Origin of the sequence: Brevundimonas sp. Leaf168 (assembly GCF_001423685.1) — a bacterium.
Taxonomy (GTDB): domain Bacteria; phylum Pseudomonadota; class Alphaproteobacteria; order Caulobacterales; family Caulobacteraceae; genus Brevundimonas; species Brevundimonas vesicularis_C.
The window spans coordinates 293,107-310,493 of sequence record NZ_LMOY01000008.1 but is presented as its reverse complement, the minus strand read 5'-3'; the positions used below and the strand labels follow the sequence as shown (position 1 = coordinate 310,493).

Sequence of the window (17,387 nt, the reverse complement as noted above, 5' to 3'; positions counted from 1 at the left end):
AACGCGCCGCGCCCGGATGCCTTCCCCCTAGAGCATGATCGTTTCTGACGGAACGACCCGTTTGGGCCAGCGGTTGGCTTTCAGCCACGATTGCGCGAGAAGAAGCCGACAATGACGACGCCCGCCCCCGCTCCCGCCTCGCTTGACGACGCCCATCTGGCCACGCGCCGCATCACCCGACTGTCGGTCGGGGTCGCGGTGGTGCTGATCGCGATGAAGGCCTTTGCGCTGGGCGCCTCAGGATCGGTCTCCATCCTGGCGACCCTGGCGGATTCTGTTCTGGATCTGGCGGCGTCCCTGACCACCTTCTTCGCCGTGCGCTGGGCCGCCGCGCCGGCTGACGAGGACCATCGCTATGGCCATGGCAAGGGCGAGGCCCTGTCGGCATTGGTCCAGGCCGGGCTGGTTTTCGCCTCGGCCATTTTCATCGCCTGGGAGGGCGTGCAGCGCATCTTCGATCCTCGCCCCGTGACCGCTGGTCTGTGGGCGAGCGGGATCGTGGTCGCCACCATCGTCATCACGGCCTGGCTGGTGTGGATGCAGACCCAGACGCTGAAGAAGACCGGCTCTGTCGCCGTCGCCGGCGACCGCGCCCACTATGCGGCGGACCTCGCTGCCAACGTCGTGGTGCTGATCGGCGTGATTTCGGGCGCCTTCCTGGGTGCGCCGGGACTGGATGCGGCCGCAGGCATCGTCGTCGCCGTCTGGCTGTTCTGGGGCGCGACCGGCATGTTGAAGGCCGCCGCCGATCACCTGCTGGACCGCGCCGTGCCCGAGGCCGACCGCGCCGCCATCACCAAGGCCGTCCTCGCCGACTCCCAGGTCTTCGGCGTGCACCAGTTGCGCACCCGCATGTCCGGTCAGGTGATGATGATCCAGATGCATGTCGACCTGGACGCGCACCAGACCCTGGACGCCGCCCACGCCATCGTCGTCGCCGCCGAGAACCGGGTGCTGGCTCAATATCCCGCCGCCGACATCCTGATCCACGCCGACCCGCGCGGCCACGCCCGTCCGCAGCCCGTGATCCCCGCCGCTGCACCCGCCGACCCGCAAGCCACGCCCGCCCCGACCGGCCCCGCGCCCAAGGGGCCGTGGTCCTGATGCGGTAAACGCCGATTTAACGGGTCCGGGCGCATCACCCTTAGATGGCCGACCCTTGCGTTCTTTTCCACTTCGCCTTCCAGCCCGCCTCGCGCGCCGCGCGACTGGCCCTGGGAGAGGCGCGGATCGAATGGACCGACACCCCGGTCCGTCCGTGGGAGGACGATTGCCCGGTCAATGACTTCAATCCGTCCGGCCTGCCGCCGGTGATCCAGACAATGGATCGCGGCCGTCCGCTGGTGCTGTGCGAACTGCCCGCCATCCTGGGCTGGATCGAGGATCAGCAGAAGGGGCCGCTGCTGCTGCCCGCCGACCTCGCCGAACGGGCCGAGGCGCGCCGCCTGACCGGCTGGTTCGAGCGCCGCTTCATGGACGAGGTCGACGCCGTCCTGCTGCACGAGCGGATGGAAAAGCCGCTGCTCAAGCTGGGCCCGCCCGAAGCCCGCGCCCTGCGCGACGGCCGCGACGCCCTGAAATCACATCTCGCCATGCTGGAGGACCTGGTCGCCGCGCGCGACTGGCTGGCCGGCCGCCGCCTGTCCCAGGCCGACCTGATCGCCGCCGCCCACCTGTCGGTGCTGGACTATTTCGGCGAAATCCAGTGGAAAACCTGGCCCGGTCTGAAGACCTGGTACTCCAAGCTCAAATCCCGCCCCTGCTTCCGCCCCCTCCTCGCCGACCGCTTCGTCGGCGTGCCGCCTTCGGCATGGTATGCGGATCTGGATTTCTAAAGCGCCTCCGCGCTCAACCGGGCGATCCACAGCTTGGCGCGACTGACCAGTTCGTCCTTGCGCCTCAGATCCGAGATGTCTTCCGGCAGACGGTCAAGCTGTTCGAAGCGGAAATCTTCGGGCGTGTGCGCCGTCCACGCCGCCTGAAGCGACCGATACGGACTGCCGCCGTGGCGCAGCGCGAACCACAGGCCGTTCTGCTCGGTGTCGATGTGGCGGCTCTTGCCGACCCAGGCCTGACCCGTCGCGCTGCAGATCACGGCATAGACCCCGGCGATGGTCGCGCGCTCCTTATATTCGGCGATCAGGCTCTTGCGATTTGTCGGGGTCATGGCGTTCTCTTATTTATCTGGGTAGAAACATGACAGATAATTTCATCCGGGTAAATACATGAGCGACGAAGATCGTGATCTGGTCCTGTTCGACGGCCCCCGACGCATCGCAAGAGGCTCGGACGCCGCCGTGGCGGCCGCCTTTCGCAAAACCCTGGCGGCCTCGCCTCAAGCTGCGCTGCGCGTGTTCGATCTGGCGACCGGTCGCCTGGTCGATCTGGATCTTCGGGAACAAGAACCGGCTTTGGCCCAAACTCCCAGGCGCGGCCGTCCGCGCCTGGGAGTCGCCGCGCGCGAGGTCACGCTTTTGCCTCGCCACTGGGACTGGCTGGCGACCCAGCCGGGCGGCGCCTCGGCCGCCCTGCGCCGTCTGGTGGAACAGGCCCGCAAGACCGGCGCCGGAAACGATGCACGCCGCCGTCGCACTGACGCCGCCTACGGGTTCATGGTCGAGATGGCCGGCGACGCCCCCGACTTCGAAGAGGCCAGCCGCGCCCTGTTCGCGGGCGATCGCGATCGTCTGACGGCCCTGATCGCCCCCTGGCCCACTGACGCTCGGGCCCAAATTCTCGAACTGTTCGACGGCGAGCCTGCATCGCGCGAATGACGACGTCGTCCCCTCCCCACTTGTGGGGAGGGGGACCGCGTAGCGGTGGAAGGGCTCTTGAAGTCCCACAGACGCCAGTGATGCGCTGAAGAACCCCTCCGTCACGACGCGAAGACGCGCCGCGCCACCTCCCCGCTCCGCAGGGAGGCGACTTCATGCTATCCCCCGCCCCGTGTCCGACCGCCTGAAAACCTTCATCCGCCAGCGCGCGGCCGAGCTGGGCTTCGATGTCTGCCGTTTCGCCTCGGCGGCCGACGCTTGGCCGGCGGGCGAGCGGCTGCGGCGTTTCGTGGACGAGGGCCGGCATGGCGACATGGAATGGATGGAAACGACGCTGGATCGCCGCCAGCACCCCACCGCCATGTGGGACGAGGCCAGGACCGCCATCGTCCTGGGCATGAACTACGGCCCCGAGGAGAACCCGCTGGACCAGTTGGCCGACCGTTCGGCCGGATACATCTCGGTCTATGCGCGCGGCGACGACTATCACGAGGTCATCAAGGGCCGGCTGAAACAGCTGGCCGGCCAGATCGCCGCCCGCAATGGCGCGGACATCAAGGTCTTCGTCGACACCGCCCCCCTGATGGAAAAGCCGTTGGCCCAGCGCGCCGGCCTGGGTTGGCAGGGCAAGCACACCAATCTGCTCAGCCGCACCCACGGCAACTGGCTGTTCCTCGGGACCATCCTGACCGCCGCCGAGATCGCGCCGGACGCGGCCGAGAGCGAACACTGCGGCCGCTGCACCGCCTGTCTAGACGCCTGCCCGACGAACGCCTTCCCCGCCCCGTTCCAGCTCGACGCCCGGCGCTGCCTGTCCTACCTGACCATCGAGTTCGCCGGTCCCTGGCCGGTCGAGTTCCGCACCCTGACCGGGTCACGCATCTATGGCTGCGACGACTGTCTGGCGGTCTGCCCGTGGAACAAGTTCGCCCAGGAAGCCCGCGAGATCCGGCTGGCGCCCCGCCCGGCCTTTGAAAGCCCGCGCCTGCATGACCTGCTGGCGCTTGACGACGCCGCCTTCCGCGCCCTTTTCACCAAGAGCCCGGTCAAGCGGATCGGCCGCGACCGCTTCCTCAGAAACGTCCTCTACGCCGTCGGCAACTCGGACGACGCGACCCTGATCGCCCCGACGAAAGCCCTGCTGGCCGACCCCTCGCCCCTGGTGCGCGGCGCGGCGGTTTGGGCCCTGTCGCAACTGACGCCGCCCGACGACTTCGCGGCCCTGGCCAAGGCGACGACCGAGACCGAGCCTCAGGTTCTAGGCGAATGGCGGCGCGCTTGAGGTCTAGGTCCCGCTTCGCAGCGAGTCGACGAATTGCGTGAGGGTCACCCCATCGCCGTGCCGACGCCCGATCCGCCGCCGGGCACCTTGGCCACGTCGAGCAGCTTCAGGCGGAAGATCAGCACCGAGTTGGCGGGGATCTTGGGATTGCCCTGCTCGCCATAACCCAGCTCGGGCGGGACATAGAGCAGCCATTCGTCGCCGACGCGCATCTTCTGCAGCGCCTCGGTCCAGCCCTTGACCACCTCCTCGGGCGTGAACACCGCCGGCGCCCCGCGCGCGAAGGAACTGTCGAACACGCTGTTGTCGACCAGCTTGCCCTCGTAGTCGACCTTGACCAGGTCATTGCGGTCCGGGCTGACGCCGCCGGCCGGTCCCGCCTGCACCACCTTGTATTGCAGGCCGCTGGGCAGGGTCTGGACGCCCTCTTCCTTGGCGTTCTTGGCCATGAAGGCGGCCGCCTCGGCCTTGCCCGCGTTCGGATCGACCGGCTCGGCCTGGCCGCAGCCCGACAGCAAGAAGGCCGCGACGATTGCCGCCTTACCCCATCCGAAGTTCATAGCCGCGTTCCTTCAAGGCCTCGCCGATCTCGTCAGCGTGGGCGCTATCGCGCGTTTCGACCATGATGTCGAACTCGGCGCCCTTGGCCGGCACGTCCAGCGCCAGGCGGTTGTGGACCACGTCGATGATGTTGCCGCCCAGGCCGCCGATCACCGCCGCCATGGCCGACAACATGCCCGGCCGGTCGTCGCCCAGGATGCGATAGACGATCAATCTGCGCTCACGGACCATTTCGCGGTTCAGGACGACCGCCAGCATGCGCGCATCGATGTTTCCGCCGCACAACTCCAGCCCGACCTTCATCCCCTTGAACCGGTCGGGATAGGCAAGAAGCGCCGCCAGACCGCCGGCGCCCGCGCCTTCGGACACCGTCTTCTCATAGGTGACATAGGTGGCGACGGCCCGTTCGAAGTCGGCTTCCTGGCAGACGAAGACCTCGTCCACCAGCGGGTCGGCCAGGGCGAAGGGAATGTCGCCCACGGCTTTGATGGCGATGCCCTCGGCGATGGTCTGGCCGGTGCAGACCGGCGGCTTGCCCGCCCGTTTGGCGGTGAAGGACGGATAGCGGGCGGCCTCGACGCCGAAGACCTTGATGTCCGGCTTCATCGCCTTGGCCGCGATGGCGCAGCCCGCGATCAGCCCGCCGCCGCCGATGGGGATGATCAGGGCCTCGACCTCGGGCGCATCCTCCAGAAGCTCGATCGCGCAGACGCCTTGGCCCGCCACGATGCCTTCGTCGTCGAAGGCCGAGACGAAGACATAGCCCTTTTCCGCTTCCAGCCGCTTGGCCGCTTCGGTCGAGCCGGTGAAGTCCAGCCCCTCGATCACCACGGTCGCGCCGTGCGAGCGGGTGCCGTTGATCTTGGCGAAGGGCGTGCCCTCGGGCATGACGATGGTCACCGGCACGCCCAGCCGTCCGCCGTGATAGGCCAGGGCCTGGGCGTGGTTGCCGGCGCTGGCGGCCACCACGCCGCGCTTCATCTCCTCGGGGCTCAGCATCAGCAGCCGGTTCAGGGCCCCGCGCTCCTTGAAGCTGCCGGTGAATTGCAGATTGTCGAACTTCACCCAGACCTCGGCTCCGGTCAGCTGCGACAGCTTTCTGGAATAGCGGGTCGGGGTGCGGTCGACCGCGCCGGCGATCCGGGTGCGCGCGGCTTGGATATCGGCGAAGGTGACGGTCATACGGGGCGTTTCCGAGCTGTCGCGCCTCGACGACTGGGCGCGTTGTCGGGCCTGTTTCGCGCGTTGTCGGGTCCGGGTCCAGAGGGGGAATCTTGGGCGTGGAAGTCGCCCGGCCTGTCGTGCGATAGTGAGGCCCGTCGTCCCCCACGACCCCGAAATCCCGGAGGAAGCCCCATGTCGATCCGTTCGTTCGCCGCCCCTGGCCTGGCTCTCGCCCTGACCGCCGCAGCCCTCTCCGCCTGTGCGCCGACCGCCGGCGGCGGCCTGCCTAACGGGGGCCCCGCCGCCTTCAACGAGGCCGATTTCGGCTGGTCCCAAATGCCCGGCCGCAACAGCATTCAGGGCCAGATCGCCTTCGCCCGGGACGGCAAGGCCTTCGACTGCGTCGCCAGCGTCGGCCTGACGCCGGACACCCCCTACACCCGCGCCCGCATTCGCACCCTTTATGGTTCGACCCAGCGCGCAGCCGTGCCTGCCGCCGTCGTCCGCGCCCGCACCGTCGCCGACGCCAACGCCGACTATCGCAACTATGTCCGCTCCGAGCGGTGCGAGAACGGCCGTTTCCGCTTCGACGGCCTGCCGGACGGCGGCTGGTTCCTGATCGTGCCGGTCACCTCGGGCGACGCGCCCCTGGTGCTGATGCAGTCGGTGCAGACGCGCGGCGGCCGGGTCGTCTCCGTCACCCTGTGACCCGCGTGCCCCTTCTCACGAAGATGCGACCCCGGTAACGCGGATCGCCATCTTCTGACCACGAGCGCCCCGGACTGATCGCTGCTTCTGTGCGAGAGTTCGGGGAGCTTTTTTCTTGTCCCAACACAATATCATAGGATCCGAGGCCTTTACGCGAGGGCCTTCGGTCATCATCCGCAAATACAAGGCGGGCGGCATGCGGCGTCGCCGGTCCAAGACCATCGCCACCTTCATCGCCGGCGCGGGCGCCATGCTGGTGGTGGGCGCCGTCGCCGTCGCGGCCGTCTATGGCCCCGCCCTGGCGGGCGGCTGACATTGCGGGCTGGCCGTCAGGCCAGCCACACCATCATGCGCGTATCGGCCTCGGCCCGACGCGCCCGGCTCCATGCCCGGCGCGTCTCGCCGGTGTAGAGGAAGCCCGCCTTTTCCAACACGCGGCCAGAGGCCGGATTATCGGCGAAATGCCCGGCGACCAGCGCCCGGCGCTTCCACTTGCGGCTGGCCCAGACCAGGGCGGCGTCCAGCGCCTCGGTGGCGAAGCCCCGACCCCAGTATTCACGCCCGATCCAGTAGCCGGTTTCCGGCACCCGGTCCTCGCCCTCGAACAGGCCGATGACGCCGATAGGCCCCACGTCCTCATGGTCGATGACGAAGGTGTTGGCTCGCCTGGGATCCTGGGAGGCCACCTGCAGCACGAAGTCGTCGGCGTCGCGCATCTGGAACGGATGCGGCATCCGCTTGGTCATGCGCGCGATGTCCAGGTCGTTGGCCAGGGCGGCGATGCGCGGCGCATCCTGGGGCGCGGGCGCGCGCAGGATCAGGCGCCGGGTCTCGACGACAGGAGAGGTTTCGATGACGCACATGGGCGTTGCCTCGGATTGTCGACCATCTCCTTGAAGGGCTCGGACGGTCTTCGAGGCGGGGAAACGCAAACGGGGAGCCTGGTGATCCAGACTCCCCGCGGATTATCATCCCTGGTCCGGATCGGCTGCTGGCAGGAGCAACGCGATCCGGGAAGGTCCAGACTGCGTTACTCGGCGGCCATCGCCTGAGCGGCGTCGTCATTGGCCGCGAGGATCGACACGTAACAACGGCCGCCACGTTTGGTGGTGAATTTCACAGCGCCGTTCGTCAGGGCGAACAGGGTGTGGTCGCGGCCCATGCCCATGTTCTCACCGGCGTGGAAGGTGGTGCCGCGTTGGCGCACGATGATGTTGCCGGCCAGCACGCGCTCGCCGCCATACTTCTTCACGCCAAGGCGCTTCGACTCGGAGTCGCGACCGTTACGCGACGAACCACCGGATTTCTTGTGAGCCATCTTGCCGCTCCGTACTTTCTTGGTGCGCTACCGGCCTTTCGGCCTACTTGAGCGCGTCCGTAACTTAGGTCTGGCGCCGAGGCGCCGGTGAATGTCTTAGGCTTCGTCGCCGGCGGCTTCAGCCTTGGGCGCGGCCTTCTTCTTGGCCGGAGCCTTCTTGGCGGGAGCCGAGCTCTCGACCACGACGCCCTTGACCTCGGCGCCGTCCACGTCGGTCACGACCGTCTCGGTCGAACCCAGCGAGGAGGTGGCGTCACGAGCGGCCAGGTTGCGAGCGCGCAGGTTGATCTCGGCCTTGGTCGTCAGATCGACCTTGCCGTCCCACTTGGCGGTCTCGCCGGCGCCTTCGATGCCGGTGATGCGCAGGACCGATTCCATCTGGCGATGGCCGTTCGTGCGGCGATAGCCCTGGCGACGGGTCTTCTTGAAGATCTTGATCTTCTCACCCTTGCGGGTCTCGACCAGGGTCGCGCCGACGAAGGCGCCGTCGATCAGGGGGGCGCCCAGGGTCACGCCCTTGTCGCCGCCCAGCATCAGGACGCTGTCGAACTTCAGCTCAGCGCCGGCGTCGCCGTCGAGCTTTTCGACGACGATGGTGTCGCCCGGTTGGACCCGGTACTGCTTGCCGCCGGTCTTGATCACCGCGTACATGTTGAAGCCTCAGCGCAAACGCAAAAAAAGATACGCCCCCGGAGAGGGCCCCGGCGGCGAAGAGCGGCGACATATACGGAAGGGTGTCGGAGAGTCAACGCCGAACCGGGCGGAAATTCAGCCCCGGACGGATTATCCCCGCTGTCGCCGCGTCTGAAACTCAGTCCAGGGCGCAGATGTCCGGCAGGCCCCTCAGCGTGCCGGCGTGGTCCAGGCCATAACCGACCAGGAAGCGGTTCGGCGCCTCCCAACCGACGAAGTCCGGCTCGGGCGCGCGGGGCTTGGGCCAGGGCTTCCTGGCGAACACGCAGGTCAGGACTTCGGACGCGCCGGCGTCCTTGGCGATGCGCACGGCCTCCGCCAGCGACAGGCCGGTATCGAACACGTCGTCCAGTATCAGGACGCGGCGGCCCGCGATCGGGCGCTGGAACGGCGCATAGACGTCGATCCGGCCTCGGCTGGTCTGCTCGTCGCCATAGGAGGCCAGCCACAGGGCGTCGAAACGGACGTTGCGGCCGACGCGCGACAGGGCGCGGGTCAGGTCGGCGGCGAACCACAGGCCGCCGGTCAGCAGCACGGCGGCGACCGTGTCGTCGTCGATGACGGGCGCGATGCGCTGGGCCAGGTCGGCGACGATGCGCGCCACCTCGGCCTCGGACAGAAGAACGGTCGGCGTCGGGGAGGGATCAGCCATGATGCGAGGCCGATACCGCCTCACCATGCCCCTTGTCCACAGCCCCGACCGGTCGCGCGTCGATCGGCGCGGCCGTGTTCGGCGCCTCGGCGCCGGGCGCCGTCGCCGAGCGCAGTCCCTGCGAGGTTTCGGCGGCGGGCTGCGCTGCGTGCGCGGGCGCGGCCTTCGCATCCTGTCCGCCGTGTTCAGCTGGGGGTTTGGCAGGCGCCGGGCTGGCCGGCGCGAAGTCGACGCCGATCCCCGCCCCGTGGCCGCCCGGATCGGGGATCAGGGCGGCGAAGCCTTGGACCTTGCCCGGCAGGACCGGCGCCGCGTCGATCTTTACGATCTTGAACCCGACCTCGGCGCCGGCAGCGTCCAGCAGAGCCACGCGAATCGGCGGCGAGACGATCTCGACGTCGCGCACATTGCGGATGGCGCCGGACACCACGACCATGCCGGGATGGTTCGGCGCAGCCTTGGCCGTCAGCGCCTCGAAGTCCAGCCCGACCGGATTGACCGGCGCGCCGAAGAATTTGTAGGCCGAAGCGGCTCGGGGGAAGGCCTGAACGATCTCGACGCGGAACAGGAAGGCCGAAACGATCAGGCCGATGAAGACGCTGGCCAGACCCGCCCAGATCACGCCCTGGGTGGCGGCGCGGCGCAGCTTCTTCTGGCGATCGGCGCGGGCGCGGAACGCGCGAGGCAGCTCCGGCGCCGGCGTTTCGGCCAGGCTGGCGGCGGTCGGTGCGGGATCGGGTTCGGGCGAGGTTGCAGGCGTGGCGGCGGCTGCGACCGCCGGGTCGGGCGTCAAGGTCAGTTCCAGCGGCTCGTCAGGGGTCGCGCGCCAGACTTCGCCGCACGATTGGCAGCGCACCTTACGGCCTTCGGGCCCTATGGCTTCGTCACGAATGAAATAGCTGGTGGCGCAGGCGGGGCAGGTCAGTATCATGTGGCTGACTGCGAGGCTGTCGCCCCCTCCCGTAAGGCGCGACGCCGCGCCCTGTTCCTGAAACACATACCATGCCGTCCTCGCCCGCCGAACCCGCCGCTATGACCGAGACCGTTCGCCTGTCCGGCGTCGGCTTCGGCTATGTCGGCGCGCCCGACGTGCTGCGGGACGTTAACCTCATTTTGCCGCGCGGCTCTTTCCACTTTCTTACCGGGCCGTCCGGGGCCGGAAAGTCCTCGTTGCTGCGTCTGCTGACGCTGGCGGACCAACCCCGGACGGGAACCCTCCGCCTGTTCGGATCGGATGTCACGCGCATCGATCGTCGCGACATCCCGGCCTTTCGGCGGCGGATGGGCGTGGTGTTCCAGGATTTTCGCCTGCTGGATCATCTGTCGGCCTTCGACAATGTCGCCCTGCCCTTGCGTCTCGCGAGCGGATCCGAGGCCGAGTACGCCGACGACGTGCGCGAGATGCTGAAATGGGTGGGCCTGGGTCGCCGGATGGAGGCCCGTCCCCCCGCCCTGTCCGGCGGTGAGAAGCAGCGGCTGGCCATCGCCCGCGCCGTCATCACCCGCCCCGGCCTGATCGTGGCCGACGAACCGACCGGCAGCGTGGACGCCGTGATGGCCGACAAGCTGCTGCGGCTGTTCCAGTCGCTGAACAAGCTGGGGGCCACCGTCCTGATCGCCAGCCATGACGAGGCCCTGGCCCAGCGGTCGGGCGCGCGCGTCTTGAGGCTGGAGGCCGGACGGCTCAGCGAACCCTCGCGGGTCGCCGCATGATCCGTCTGTCCGACTTTAGTCTCTCCAGCCGCCGGCCCGGCCTGCTGCCGCCCGCCGCAGCCGGCGAGCCGTGGCTGATGACCGTCATCGCCGTCCTGTGCTTTTTGGCCTGCCTCGCCGCCGTCGCCGCCTCGGCCGCCGACCGCGCCGCGCACGGCTGGGCCCGACAGCTGGGCGCGGAGGCCACCGTGCAGGTCCGTCCCCGCGTCGGCGAAACCGGCGACACCGCCGCCGCCCGCGCGGCCGAGACCCTATCCGGCGTGGATGGGGTGGAAGAGGCCGCCGCCCTGAGCCGCAAGGCGGCCGAGGATCTGCTGCGCCCCTGGCTGGGCGACGCGGTCCTGCCCGATCTGCCCCTGCCCCATCTGGTGACGGTGCGGCTGAACGCCCAGGCGCCGGCCAGCGCCGTCACCCTGAGCCGCGCCCTGGCCGAGGCCGGGCTGGACGCCACGGTGGACGATCACAGCCTGTGGCGCGGCGAGGTCGAGCGGTCCGCCGGCATGATCACTGTCCTGGCCGGCGCCGCCTTCCTGGCCGTCGCCTTCGCTGCGGCCGCCGCCATCGCCTATGCGACCCGGGCTGGGTTGGCGGCGGGTCAAGGCGTGATCGAGACCCTGAGCCTGAACGGCGCGACCGACGGCGCCATCGCCTGGCTGTTCCAGCGGCGGTTCGGCCTTATGGCGGCCGGCGCGGGCGCGATCGGCGCCGGACTGGCGGCGGTCCTTCTGATCCTCCTGCGGTTCATCGGCGGATCGGGCGGCCTGACGGCGGCCCTGCCGATCAGCTGGAGCGACCTGGCGTTGCTCTCGCCTTGCCCGCTGCTCGCGGCTACGGTTGCGGTTCTCGCGGCGAGATTCGCCGCCATGCGAATGCTGGCTTCAGGACGGCCGAAAGAGGGAGGGGGCGCATGAGACTGTTGAGCGTAATCTTCATCGCCGGTCTGATCTGGCTGGTCGGCCTGTTCGCCTTCGCCCACCGGGTGCGCGAACTGACGCCGGCCGACGACCCTGCCCGCGCCGACGCCATCGTGGCCCTGACCGGTCCGTCGTCCGAACGGGTCAACACCGCCATCCGCCTGTTGGAACAGGGCAAGGGCGAGCGGGTGCTGATCTCCGGCGTCAATCGCGAGGTGCGCCGTCAGGAGCTGCGTGAGCTGACCCCCGGCTCCAGCCGCCTGTTCAACTGCTGCGTCGATCTGGGCTTCGAGGCCGAGGACACCGTCGGCAACGCCCAGGAGATCGCCGCCTGGAGCCGCGCCAAGGGCTATCGCAGCCTGATCGTCGTGACCTCCGACTATCATATGCCGCGTTCGCTGGTCGAGATTCGGGGCCAGCTGCCGGGCGTGAAACTGACGCCCTACGCCATCTCCACCCCCTCGCTGGACAATGCGCGCTGGTGGCGGGCGGCGGTGACCGCGCGTCGGATGACGCTGGAATATATGAAATACCTCGCCGTCCTGGGCCGTGAGGGCGTGCGCCGCATCACCCGCGACCGGCCCGCCGCCGTACAAGCCGAGAGCGAAACCGCCCCTGACGAAAAGGCCGCGTCCTAAGTGAACACCCTGCGTTCCCTGATCTTCACCGCCTGGCTCTATTTGTCGATGCCGATCATCGCCATCGGCCTGTCGCCGGTCCTGCTGCTGCCGCACCGCTATGTGCAGGGCGTGTGCAAGCTGTGGGCGAAGATCGTCCTGTTCGGCCTGCGCTGGATCGTGGGGGTCAAGGTCGAGGTGCGCGGTCTGGAGCACGCCCCGTCCGGCGCCGCCCTGATCGCGTCTAAACACCAGGGGATGCTGGACATCGTGGCCCTGCTGGCCGTCCTGCCCGACGCCTGTTTCGTGATGAAGAAGGAGCTGATGCCCCTGCCCTTCTTCGGCTGGTTCGCCTGGAAGGCCAAGATGATCGCCGTGGATCGCGCGGGCCACGCCAAGGCGCTGAAGGACATGACGCGACAGGCGCGCGACCGCCTGTCCGAAGGCCGCCAGATCGTCATCTTCCCCGAGGGCACTCGCAACAGTCCGGGCGTGCCCGGCGACTACAAGCCCGGCGTCGCCGCCATCTATCGCGATCTGGAAGGCCCCTGCTGGCCCGTCGCCACCAACTCCGGCGTCCACTGGCCGGCTCATGGTTTCCGCCGGTATCCCGGCACGGTCGTTTTCGAATTCCTTGAGCCGATTCCGGCCCTGCTGAAGCGCGGCGCGATGATGGCGTTGCTGGAAAGTCGCATAGAGACGGCGTCGTTGGCGCTACTGGAGCCAAAGGCCCAGCTTGCGCATTCTGAACCGGCCTGACCTCCCCGTTCGGGCGCGTTCAATGGAAATCGTCCGATGCTTCGTTCCCTTCTGCTCTCCGTCGCCTTCGCCGCCGTCGCCGGCTCCGCCCTGGCCCAGTCGCAACCGTATGAGCAGGTCCGGCCTACTCCCCAGAACTGGACCGTCGATCTCGGCGCGGGCGTCCTTTATCGCAACGACTCCAACGGCGACACGGGCTCCAAGACGACGGTCGCCCCGTGGGTTTCGGCCAATTATCGCGACCTGGTCTATCTGAACCCGATCGACGGCCTGGGCTGGAACGCGATCAAGACCGATGAATTCCGTGCCGGCCTGCAACTGCGCCCGCGCTTTTCGGCCGATGATATCGAAGGCCTGACGCTGGATCGTCCGGGCTTCGGCGCCGACTTGGCCGCCTACGCCTACAAGCGTTTGCCCGGCAATGTGGTGGTCGGCGGTCGGATCAGCCGCGACGTGTCCGACGTCAGCGAGGGCACGGAATACTATGCCTCCGTCGGTCATCAGCGCGTGACGTCGGTCGGCCTGCTGAACGCCTCGGTTTATGTGCGCGGCGGCGATTCCAAACTGGCCGATGCCTACTATGGCGTCAGCACCGCCGAGGCGGCCGCAAATGGCATCAGCGCCTATTCCCCCGGCGGCGGTCTGCAGGGCGCGGGCGCCAGCCTGGTCCTGCTGGTCCCAATCGGCGACAAATGGGGCGCGGGGGCCTTGCTCAACTACGAACGCCGCCTGGGCGACGTGGCCGACAGCCCCCTGTCGCAAAGCGACGACGCCGTCCGCACCGGCGTCTTCATCGCCCGTCGCTTCGGCGGCTGATAGCAAGGCGGCGGCTGCGGATGCGGCCGCCGCTTCTTGCCCTTTGATCAGGTGGCCGCGAACTCACTCAGCGCGTCGATGACGGCGCGGTTCTGGTCTTCGGTGCCGATGGTGATGCGCAGGGCCTGAGGCAGGCCATAACCGCCGACAGGGCGGACGATGATGCCCTTGGTGTTCAGATAGTCGTTGGCGGCGGCGGCGCGGTCGGCGCTATCGAACAGCACCAGCACGAAGTTGCCGGCGCTGGGCAGGACGTTCAGCCCAAAGCCGCGCAGGGCCTGGGTCAGGCGCGGCTTCCAGTTCGAGATCAGATCGCGCGACGCCGTCTGGTGCGCCTCATCCGACAGCGCGGCCGTTGCGGCCTCAAGCCCCGGCACAGAGACGTTGAACGGCAGGCGGATGCGGTCGATGGCCTCGGCGACCTTTAGCGGCGCATATCCGAAACCGATGCGCAAACCGCCCAGGCCGTGGATCTTGGAGAAGGTGCGGGTGACGACGATGTTCCCGGCGTCCTTGGCCAGCGGGAAGGCGGTTTCCCAGTCGGCCTCGGTCACATATTCCGCATAGGCCTCGTCCACGACCAGGATGATGTGGGCCGGCAGGGCGGCGTGCAGGCGGCGGATTTCCTCGCCCGTGTTGTAGCTGCCGGTCGGGTTGGACGGATTGGAGACATAGACGATCTTGGTGCGGTCATCGACCTGGGCCAGGAGCGCATCGACCTCGGCCTTGAAGTTCGGCTCGGGCGCCAGCTTGACCTGGGCTTCGCAGCCCAGGGCGCTGATGCGGTAGGCGAGGAAACCGTACTGGCCGCAGACGATGTTGTCGCCCGCCGTCAGATAGGTCTGGTTCAACAGGGCGAAGACCTCGTCCGAGCCGTTGCCGAAGATCAGCCTGTCAGGCTCCAGCCCGTGCAGTTCCGATACCGCGTTCCGCAGCTTGGTCGCCCGGCCGTCGGGATAGATGTGGATATTCTTGACTGCCGTCTCATAGGCCGCACGCGCCTTTTCGCCCGCGCCCAGCATGTTCTCGTTGGACGACAGCTTCATCGGCTCGGCGACGCCGGCGATGGACGACTTGCCGCCGACATAGGGGGCGATGTCGAGGATGCCGGGCTTGGGGGCAGGGCCGTGTGGCGCGGTCGCGTCGGTCATGGAAAGCCTTGATCTCAGAAGATGGGGGCGGCGCCGATCACGCCGCTCATTCGTCCGGGCGCGCTCTTCAGCCGCCCGTCGTCGACCTGCACATAGCCCGTCAGCATGAACAGCTTCAACCCGCCCGCCGCCGCCAGCGGATCTGCGACCAGTCCCGCGTCACCCAGGGCGTCCACGATCTTGGTCTCGGACCAGCCGCTGTCGGTGACCCAGAAGCTGCGGTCGTCGCCCGTGGGGCCGGACATCTCCTTGGACACGACGAAGGCCTGGGGCCGGCCGCGCCGGTCGTCCGGCAGGGCGGCGACGATCTTCAGTTCGGGCCGCGCCAGCAGGCGGCCCCACCACGGCCGGTCGGGCGACAGGTCGATCACGGCGCGCGAGCCGGCCTCTGCCGCCTTCAACGCCTCGTCGGCGGACATAGGCCGCGACCGCAGGCCATAGCGGTCCGTGGCCAGGGCCTGGGCCACGCCGCCACAGACGACCAGCGCGGGTCCGGTCGCTACCTCGATCCGGCCCCACACCGCCTTGACCGCCGCACCCTCATCGGGCGAGGCGCCGTCTAACAGTTGACGCAGGGCGATGGCCGAGGCGTCGGCTCGGTCGCGCGGACCGGCGGCGACCCGCGCCCGCACCGCCTCGACCAGGGCGCGATCCAGCGCCAGCAGGACGTCGTCGGCTTCGGGCTCGTCCAGCAGGGCCATTAGAACAGCTTCGGCGCCGGGGCCAGCGGGAAGGGGCCGAGCCAGGTGCGGCCGTCGCGGAAGACCAGCGTCAGCGGCAGCTGCTCCTTACCCGTCGCCTCGGCGGCGCCCGCTGCGGCGGCGGCCCCTGCCGCACCGATGCGATTCACCGGCCCCTGACGCGTCGCCATCAGGCCGGCCAGGGCGGGCAAAGGCTTCTGCGCCTGAAGCTGGACCTGGCCGGTCAGCCGGCCGTTCGCATCGGCTCGCAACACGTCGCTCGAGAGGGTCGCGCGGCTGTCGCCGGCCTGCAGATCGCCGCGCACATTGCGGAATGTCCCGCCCGCCTTCGTCCAGGCGGAGAAGACGCCCGCCGCATCGCCGCCGGTCTTCAGCAGGCTGGCCTGGCCGATCTCGGCCTCCAGCTGCGTCGTCAGGCGGCCGTCTTGGGCGAAGCCTTCGACGGGGCCGTCCGCCCGCCCCTGCCCATCCACCAGACGGAACATGACGTCGACGTCGTCGGTCGGCGCGGTCGAGCCCTCCAGATGCGGCCGGGCGTAGAATTCGATCCGCGCTGCGCGGGCGATGGGGAAGGGTTCGGCGCCGGTCTGGGCCGTGAAGACCGGATTGACCATCTCAAGCGCCAAGTTTGGCCAGCGTTGATGGATGCCGCTGGCGCTCATGCGGATGGCGTCGCCCTTGACCGCGACCTCGCCCTTGCCGGCGCGGGTCAGCATCAGGCCTTGCGGAGCCACCACGACCCATTTGGTCGGCTGATAGGCGTTGGCCTCTGCGGTCAGTTCGATCGCCTTGATCGCATGGCCCGACGGCGCCTGAACGATCAGGTTCGTCAAGGCCACATGGGTGCGAAACGGCCAGCCGTTGATGGTCTTGTCGGCGAAGCGGATGTCCCAGCCGTCCTGACGCAGGGTCTGGACCTGGGCCTCCAGCCGCGTGTCGATCTGGCGCGTCAGGAAGATCCACCATCCGGTCCAGGCCGCCAGCGCGATCAGCACCAGGATGAAGGGCGCATACAGGCCTTTGCGGCTGTGTCGCTTGGTCGTCGAGGCGTCGGTCATGCCGGACCTATAGCGCGCCGCACCTCGCCCTTCTAGGCGGTCAGATCGGCCAGCACCGCCTTGGCCGCCCGACGCACATCCTCCGGCGCCAGGCCCAGCAGCAGCCCCCGCTGACCGCCGTTGATCAGGACCTGATCGAACAGGATGGCGGTTTCGTCCATCGCAGTGGGCACGGCCTTTCGCTGGCCGAACGGGCTGACCCCGCCGACCTTGTATCCGGTCAGACGTTCGGCGTCGGCCGGCTTCATCATCTGGGCCGACTTGCCGCCCAGCACCGCCGCCAGCTTCTTCATGCTGACCTCGCAGTCGGACGGCACGATGACGCAGGCCGGAGCGCCGTCGATCAGGACCATGAGGGTCTTGAACACCTGCTCTGGCGCCACGCCCAACGCCTCGGCGGCCTGCAATCCCACGCGCGGCGCGTCGGGATCATAGTCGTAGGGAAACAGATCGAAGGCGACGCCGGCCTTGGTCAGGGCGACGGTGGCAGGCGTGGTCTTGGACAT

The 17,387-nt window shown here is 68.6% G+C and carries 23 protein-coding genes; 11 read left to right on the top strand and 12 right to left on the bottom strand.

Annotated features, from left to right (window positions below; genetic code table 11):
* The first annotated feature begins 111 nt into the window (after window positions 1-111).
* Window positions 112-1,104 carry a cation diffusion facilitator family transporter gene (locus tag ASF81_RS08825; protein WP_055807762.1) on the top strand — a complete coding sequence of 331 codons (993 nt, stop codon included), beginning with the start codon at window positions 112-114 and terminating at the stop codon, window positions 1,102-1,104.
* A 44-nt stretch (window positions 1,105-1,148) separates the two neighbouring features.
* Complete coding sequence (locus ASF81_RS08820) at window positions 1,149-1,835, top strand: glutathione S-transferase family protein (RefSeq protein WP_055807760.1); 687 nt, start codon at window positions 1,149-1,151, stop codon at window positions 1,833-1,835.
* Here ASF81_RS08820 and ASF81_RS08815 read toward each other — a convergent pair.
* Window positions 1,832-2,167 carry a GIY-YIG nuclease family protein gene (locus ASF81_RS08815; RefSeq protein ID WP_055807758.1) on the bottom strand — a complete coding sequence of 112 codons (336 nt, stop codon included), beginning with the start codon at window positions 2,165-2,167 and terminating at the stop codon, window positions 1,832-1,834. The two genes, ASF81_RS08820 and ASF81_RS08815, sit on opposite strands and share 4 nt — an antisense overlap.
* Window positions 2,168-2,225: 58 nt before the next feature.
* Here ASF81_RS08815 and ASF81_RS08810 point away from each other — a divergent pair, with 58 nt between their 5' ends.
* Complete coding sequence (locus tag ASF81_RS08810) at window positions 2,226-2,774, top strand: DUF2239 family protein (protein WP_055807756.1); 549 nt, start codon at window positions 2,226-2,228, stop codon at window positions 2,772-2,774.
* A gap of 172 nt (window positions 2,775-2,946) precedes the next feature.
* On the top strand, window positions 2,947-4,056 hold the full coding sequence (gene queG / locus ASF81_RS08805; protein ID WP_055807754.1) for a tRNA epoxyqueuosine(34) reductase QueG: 1,110 nt from the start codon (window positions 2,947-2,949) through the stop codon (window positions 4,054-4,056).
* Window positions 4,057-4,100: 44 nt separating this feature from the next.
* Here queG and ASF81_RS08800 read toward each other — a convergent pair whose 3' ends face one another.
* Window positions 4,101-4,616 carry an FKBP-type peptidyl-prolyl cis-trans isomerase gene (locus ASF81_RS08800; protein WP_055807752.1) on the bottom strand — a complete coding sequence of 172 codons (516 nt, stop codon included), beginning with the start codon at window positions 4,614-4,616 and terminating at the stop codon, window positions 4,101-4,103.
* Window positions 4,597-5,799, bottom strand: coding sequence for a threonine ammonia-lyase (locus ASF81_RS08795; RefSeq protein WP_045810623.1), 1,203 nt, complete (start codon window positions 5,797-5,799; stop codon window positions 4,597-4,599). The genes ASF81_RS08800 and ASF81_RS08795 overlap by 20 nt, the downstream gene beginning before the upstream one ends.
* Window positions 5,800-5,973: 174 nt before the next feature.
* On the opposite strand from ASF81_RS08795, the gene ASF81_RS08790 reads away from it, so the two are divergent.
* Together ASF81_RS08790 and ASF81_RS08785 are read left to right on the top strand one after the other, a co-directional pair.
* On the top strand, window positions 5,974-6,489 hold the full coding sequence (locus ASF81_RS08790) for a hypothetical protein (RefSeq protein WP_055807750.1): 516 nt from the start codon (window positions 5,974-5,976) through the stop codon (window positions 6,487-6,489).
* Between the two features lie 115 nt (window positions 6,490-6,604).
* Window positions 6,605-6,802 carry a hypothetical protein gene (locus ASF81_RS08785; protein ID WP_039244035.1) on the top strand — a complete coding sequence of 66 codons (198 nt, stop codon included), beginning with the start codon at window positions 6,605-6,607 and terminating at the stop codon, window positions 6,800-6,802.
* Window positions 6,803-6,818: 16 nt separating this feature from the next.
* Here ASF81_RS08785 and ASF81_RS08780 read toward each other — a convergent pair whose 3' ends face one another.
* From ASF81_RS08780 to ASF81_RS08760, 5 genes are all read right to left on the bottom strand, one after another.
* Window positions 6,819-7,352 (bottom strand): GNAT family N-acetyltransferase, encoded by a 534-nt coding sequence (locus ASF81_RS08780; RefSeq protein WP_045810625.1) that lies wholly within the window; start codon window positions 7,350-7,352, stop codon window positions 6,819-6,821.
* Between the two features lie 167 nt (window positions 7,353-7,519).
* Window positions 7,520-7,807: a 50S ribosomal protein L27 gene (gene rpmA / locus ASF81_RS08775; protein ID WP_039244031.1), complete on the bottom strand. Its 288-nt coding sequence runs from the start codon at window positions 7,805-7,807 to the stop codon at window positions 7,520-7,522.
* Window positions 7,808-7,903: 96 nt separating this feature from the next.
* Entirely contained in the window at window positions 7,904-8,458 is a 555-nt protein-coding gene (rplU, locus tag ASF81_RS08770) for a 50S ribosomal protein L21 (RefSeq protein WP_017506418.1), read from the bottom strand.
* Window positions 8,459-8,618: 160 nt separating this feature from the next.
* Window positions 8,619-9,152, bottom strand: a complete 534-nt coding sequence (locus ASF81_RS08765; RefSeq protein WP_055754434.1) for a phosphoribosyltransferase — start codon at window positions 9,150-9,152, stop codon at window positions 8,619-8,621.
* Window positions 9,145-10,083, bottom strand: coding sequence for an MJ0042-type zinc finger domain-containing protein (locus ASF81_RS08760; RefSeq protein WP_055807748.1), 939 nt, complete (start codon window positions 10,081-10,083; stop codon window positions 9,145-9,147). The genes ASF81_RS08765 and ASF81_RS08760 overlap by 8 nt, the downstream gene beginning before the upstream one ends.
* A gap of 71 nt (window positions 10,084-10,154) precedes the next feature.
* Between ASF81_RS08760 and ASF81_RS08755 the strand changes: the two genes are divergently transcribed.
* From ASF81_RS08755 to ASF81_RS08735, 5 genes are read left to right on the top strand one after another with little or no spacing between them, the layout of a single operon-like run.
* A complete protein-coding gene (locus ASF81_RS08755) occupies window positions 10,155-10,865 on the top strand; it encodes a cell division ATP-binding protein FtsE (RefSeq protein WP_055807746.1) in 711 nt (236 codons plus the stop codon).
* Window positions 10,862-11,776 (top strand): ABC transporter permease, encoded by a 915-nt coding sequence (locus tag ASF81_RS08750; protein ID WP_055807744.1) that lies wholly within the window; start codon window positions 10,862-10,864, stop codon window positions 11,774-11,776. Before ASF81_RS08755 ends, ASF81_RS08750 begins: the two co-directional genes overlap by 4 nt.
* Window positions 11,773-12,417 carry a YdcF family protein gene (locus ASF81_RS08745; RefSeq protein ID WP_055807741.1) on the top strand — a complete coding sequence of 215 codons (645 nt, stop codon included), beginning with the start codon at window positions 11,773-11,775 and terminating at the stop codon, window positions 12,415-12,417. Before ASF81_RS08750 ends, ASF81_RS08745 begins: the two co-directional genes overlap by 4 nt.
* Complete coding sequence (locus tag ASF81_RS08740) at window positions 12,418-13,155, top strand: 1-acyl-sn-glycerol-3-phosphate acyltransferase (RefSeq protein WP_055807739.1); 738 nt, start codon at window positions 12,418-12,420, stop codon at window positions 13,153-13,155. It begins immediately after the preceding gene.
* 36 nt (window positions 13,156-13,191) lie between these two features.
* Window positions 13,192-13,971 (top strand): MipA/OmpV family protein, encoded by a 780-nt coding sequence (locus tag ASF81_RS08735; protein WP_055807738.1) that lies wholly within the window; start codon window positions 13,192-13,194, stop codon window positions 13,969-13,971.
* Window positions 13,972-14,018: 47 nt separating this feature from the next.
* Here ASF81_RS08735 and hisC read toward each other — a convergent pair whose 3' ends face one another.
* Genes hisC through ybaK form a run of 4 tightly spaced genes read right to left on the bottom strand, consistent with a single transcriptional unit; the run spans window position 14,019 to window position 17,387 of the window.
* Entirely contained in the window at window positions 14,019-15,122 is a 1,104-nt protein-coding gene (gene hisC / locus ASF81_RS08730; protein WP_055807736.1) for a histidinol-phosphate transaminase, read from the bottom strand.
* Window positions 15,123-15,136: 14 nt separating this feature from the next.
* A complete protein-coding gene (locus ASF81_RS08725; protein ID WP_055807734.1) occupies window positions 15,137-15,823 on the bottom strand; it encodes a hypothetical protein in 687 nt (228 codons plus the stop codon).
* Window positions 15,823-16,881: a DUF2125 domain-containing protein gene (locus ASF81_RS08720; protein ID WP_055807732.1), complete on the bottom strand. Its 1,059-nt coding sequence runs from the start codon at window positions 16,879-16,881 to the stop codon at window positions 15,823-15,825. The genes ASF81_RS08725 and ASF81_RS08720 overlap by 1 nt, the downstream gene beginning before the upstream one ends.
* A 32-nt stretch (window positions 16,882-16,913) precedes the next feature.
* Entirely contained in the window at window positions 16,914-17,387 is a 474-nt protein-coding gene (gene ybaK / locus ASF81_RS08715; protein WP_055807730.1) for a Cys-tRNA(Pro) deacylase, read from the bottom strand.

What these genes read in the sequence shown, in the direction of transcription:
- ASF81_RS08825 (WP_055807762.1), top strand. Translation starts at nt 112, where the DNA reads ATGACGACGCCCGCCCCCGCTCCCGCCTCGCTTGACGACGCCCATCTG.
- ASF81_RS08820 (WP_055807760.1), top strand. Translation starts at nt 1,149, where the DNA reads ATGGCCGACCCTTGCGTTCTTTTCCACTTCGCCTTCCAGCCCGCCTCG.
- ASF81_RS08815 (WP_055807758.1), bottom strand. Translation starts at nt 2,167, where the DNA reads ATGACCCCGACAAATCGCAAGAGCCTGATCGCCGAATATAAGGAGCGC.
- ASF81_RS08810 (WP_055807756.1), top strand. Translation starts at nt 2,226, where the DNA reads ATGAGCGACGAAGATCGTGATCTGGTCCTGTTCGACGGCCCCCGACGC.
- ASF81_RS08800 (WP_055807752.1), bottom strand. Translation starts at nt 4,616, where the DNA reads ATGAACTTCGGATGGGGTAAGGCGGCAATCGTCGCGGCCTTCTTGCTG.
- ASF81_RS08795 (WP_045810623.1), bottom strand. Translation starts at nt 5,799, where the DNA reads ATGACCGTCACCTTCGCCGATATCCAAGCCGCGCGCACCCGGATCGCC.
- ASF81_RS08790 (WP_055807750.1), top strand. Translation starts at nt 5,974, where the DNA reads ATGTCGATCCGTTCGTTCGCCGCCCCTGGCCTGGCTCTCGCCCTGACC.
- ASF81_RS08780 (WP_045810625.1), bottom strand. Translation starts at nt 7,352, where the DNA reads ATGTGCGTCATCGAAACCTCTCCTGTCGTCGAGACCCGGCGCCTGATC.
- rpmA (WP_039244031.1), bottom strand. Translation starts at nt 7,807, where the DNA reads ATGGCTCACAAGAAATCCGGTGGTTCGTCGCGTAACGGTCGCGACTCC.
- rplU (WP_017506418.1), bottom strand. Translation starts at nt 8,458, where the DNA reads ATGTACGCGGTGATCAAGACCGGCGGCAAGCAGTACCGGGTCCAACCG.
- ASF81_RS08765 (WP_055754434.1), bottom strand. Translation starts at nt 9,152, where the DNA reads ATGGCTGATCCCTCCCCGACGCCGACCGTTCTTCTGTCCGAGGCCGAG.
- ASF81_RS08760 (WP_055807748.1), bottom strand. Translation starts at nt 10,083, where the DNA reads ATGATACTGACCTGCCCCGCCTGCGCCACCAGCTATTTCATTCGTGAC.
- ASF81_RS08755 (WP_055807746.1), top strand. Translation starts at nt 10,155, where the DNA reads ATGCCGTCCTCGCCCGCCGAACCCGCCGCTATGACCGAGACCGTTCGC.
- ASF81_RS08750 (WP_055807744.1), top strand. Translation starts at nt 10,862, where the DNA reads ATGATCCGTCTGTCCGACTTTAGTCTCTCCAGCCGCCGGCCCGGCCTG.
- ASF81_RS08745 (WP_055807741.1), top strand. Translation starts at nt 11,773, where the DNA reads ATGAGACTGTTGAGCGTAATCTTCATCGCCGGTCTGATCTGGCTGGTC.
- ASF81_RS08735 (WP_055807738.1), top strand. Translation starts at nt 13,192, where the DNA reads ATGCTTCGTTCCCTTCTGCTCTCCGTCGCCTTCGCCGCCGTCGCCGGC.
- hisC (WP_055807736.1), bottom strand. Translation starts at nt 15,122, where the DNA reads ATGACCGACGCGACCGCGCCACACGGCCCTGCCCCCAAGCCCGGCATC.
- ASF81_RS08725 (WP_055807734.1), bottom strand. Translation starts at nt 15,823, where the DNA reads ATGGCCCTGCTGGACGAGCCCGAAGCCGACGACGTCCTGCTGGCGCTG.
- ASF81_RS08720 (WP_055807732.1), bottom strand. Translation starts at nt 16,881, where the DNA reads ATGACCGACGCCTCGACGACCAAGCGACACAGCCGCAAAGGCCTGTAT.
- ybaK (WP_055807730.1), bottom strand. Translation starts at nt 17,387, where the DNA reads ATGTCCAAGACCACGCCTGCCACCGTCGCCCTGACCAAGGCCGGCGTC.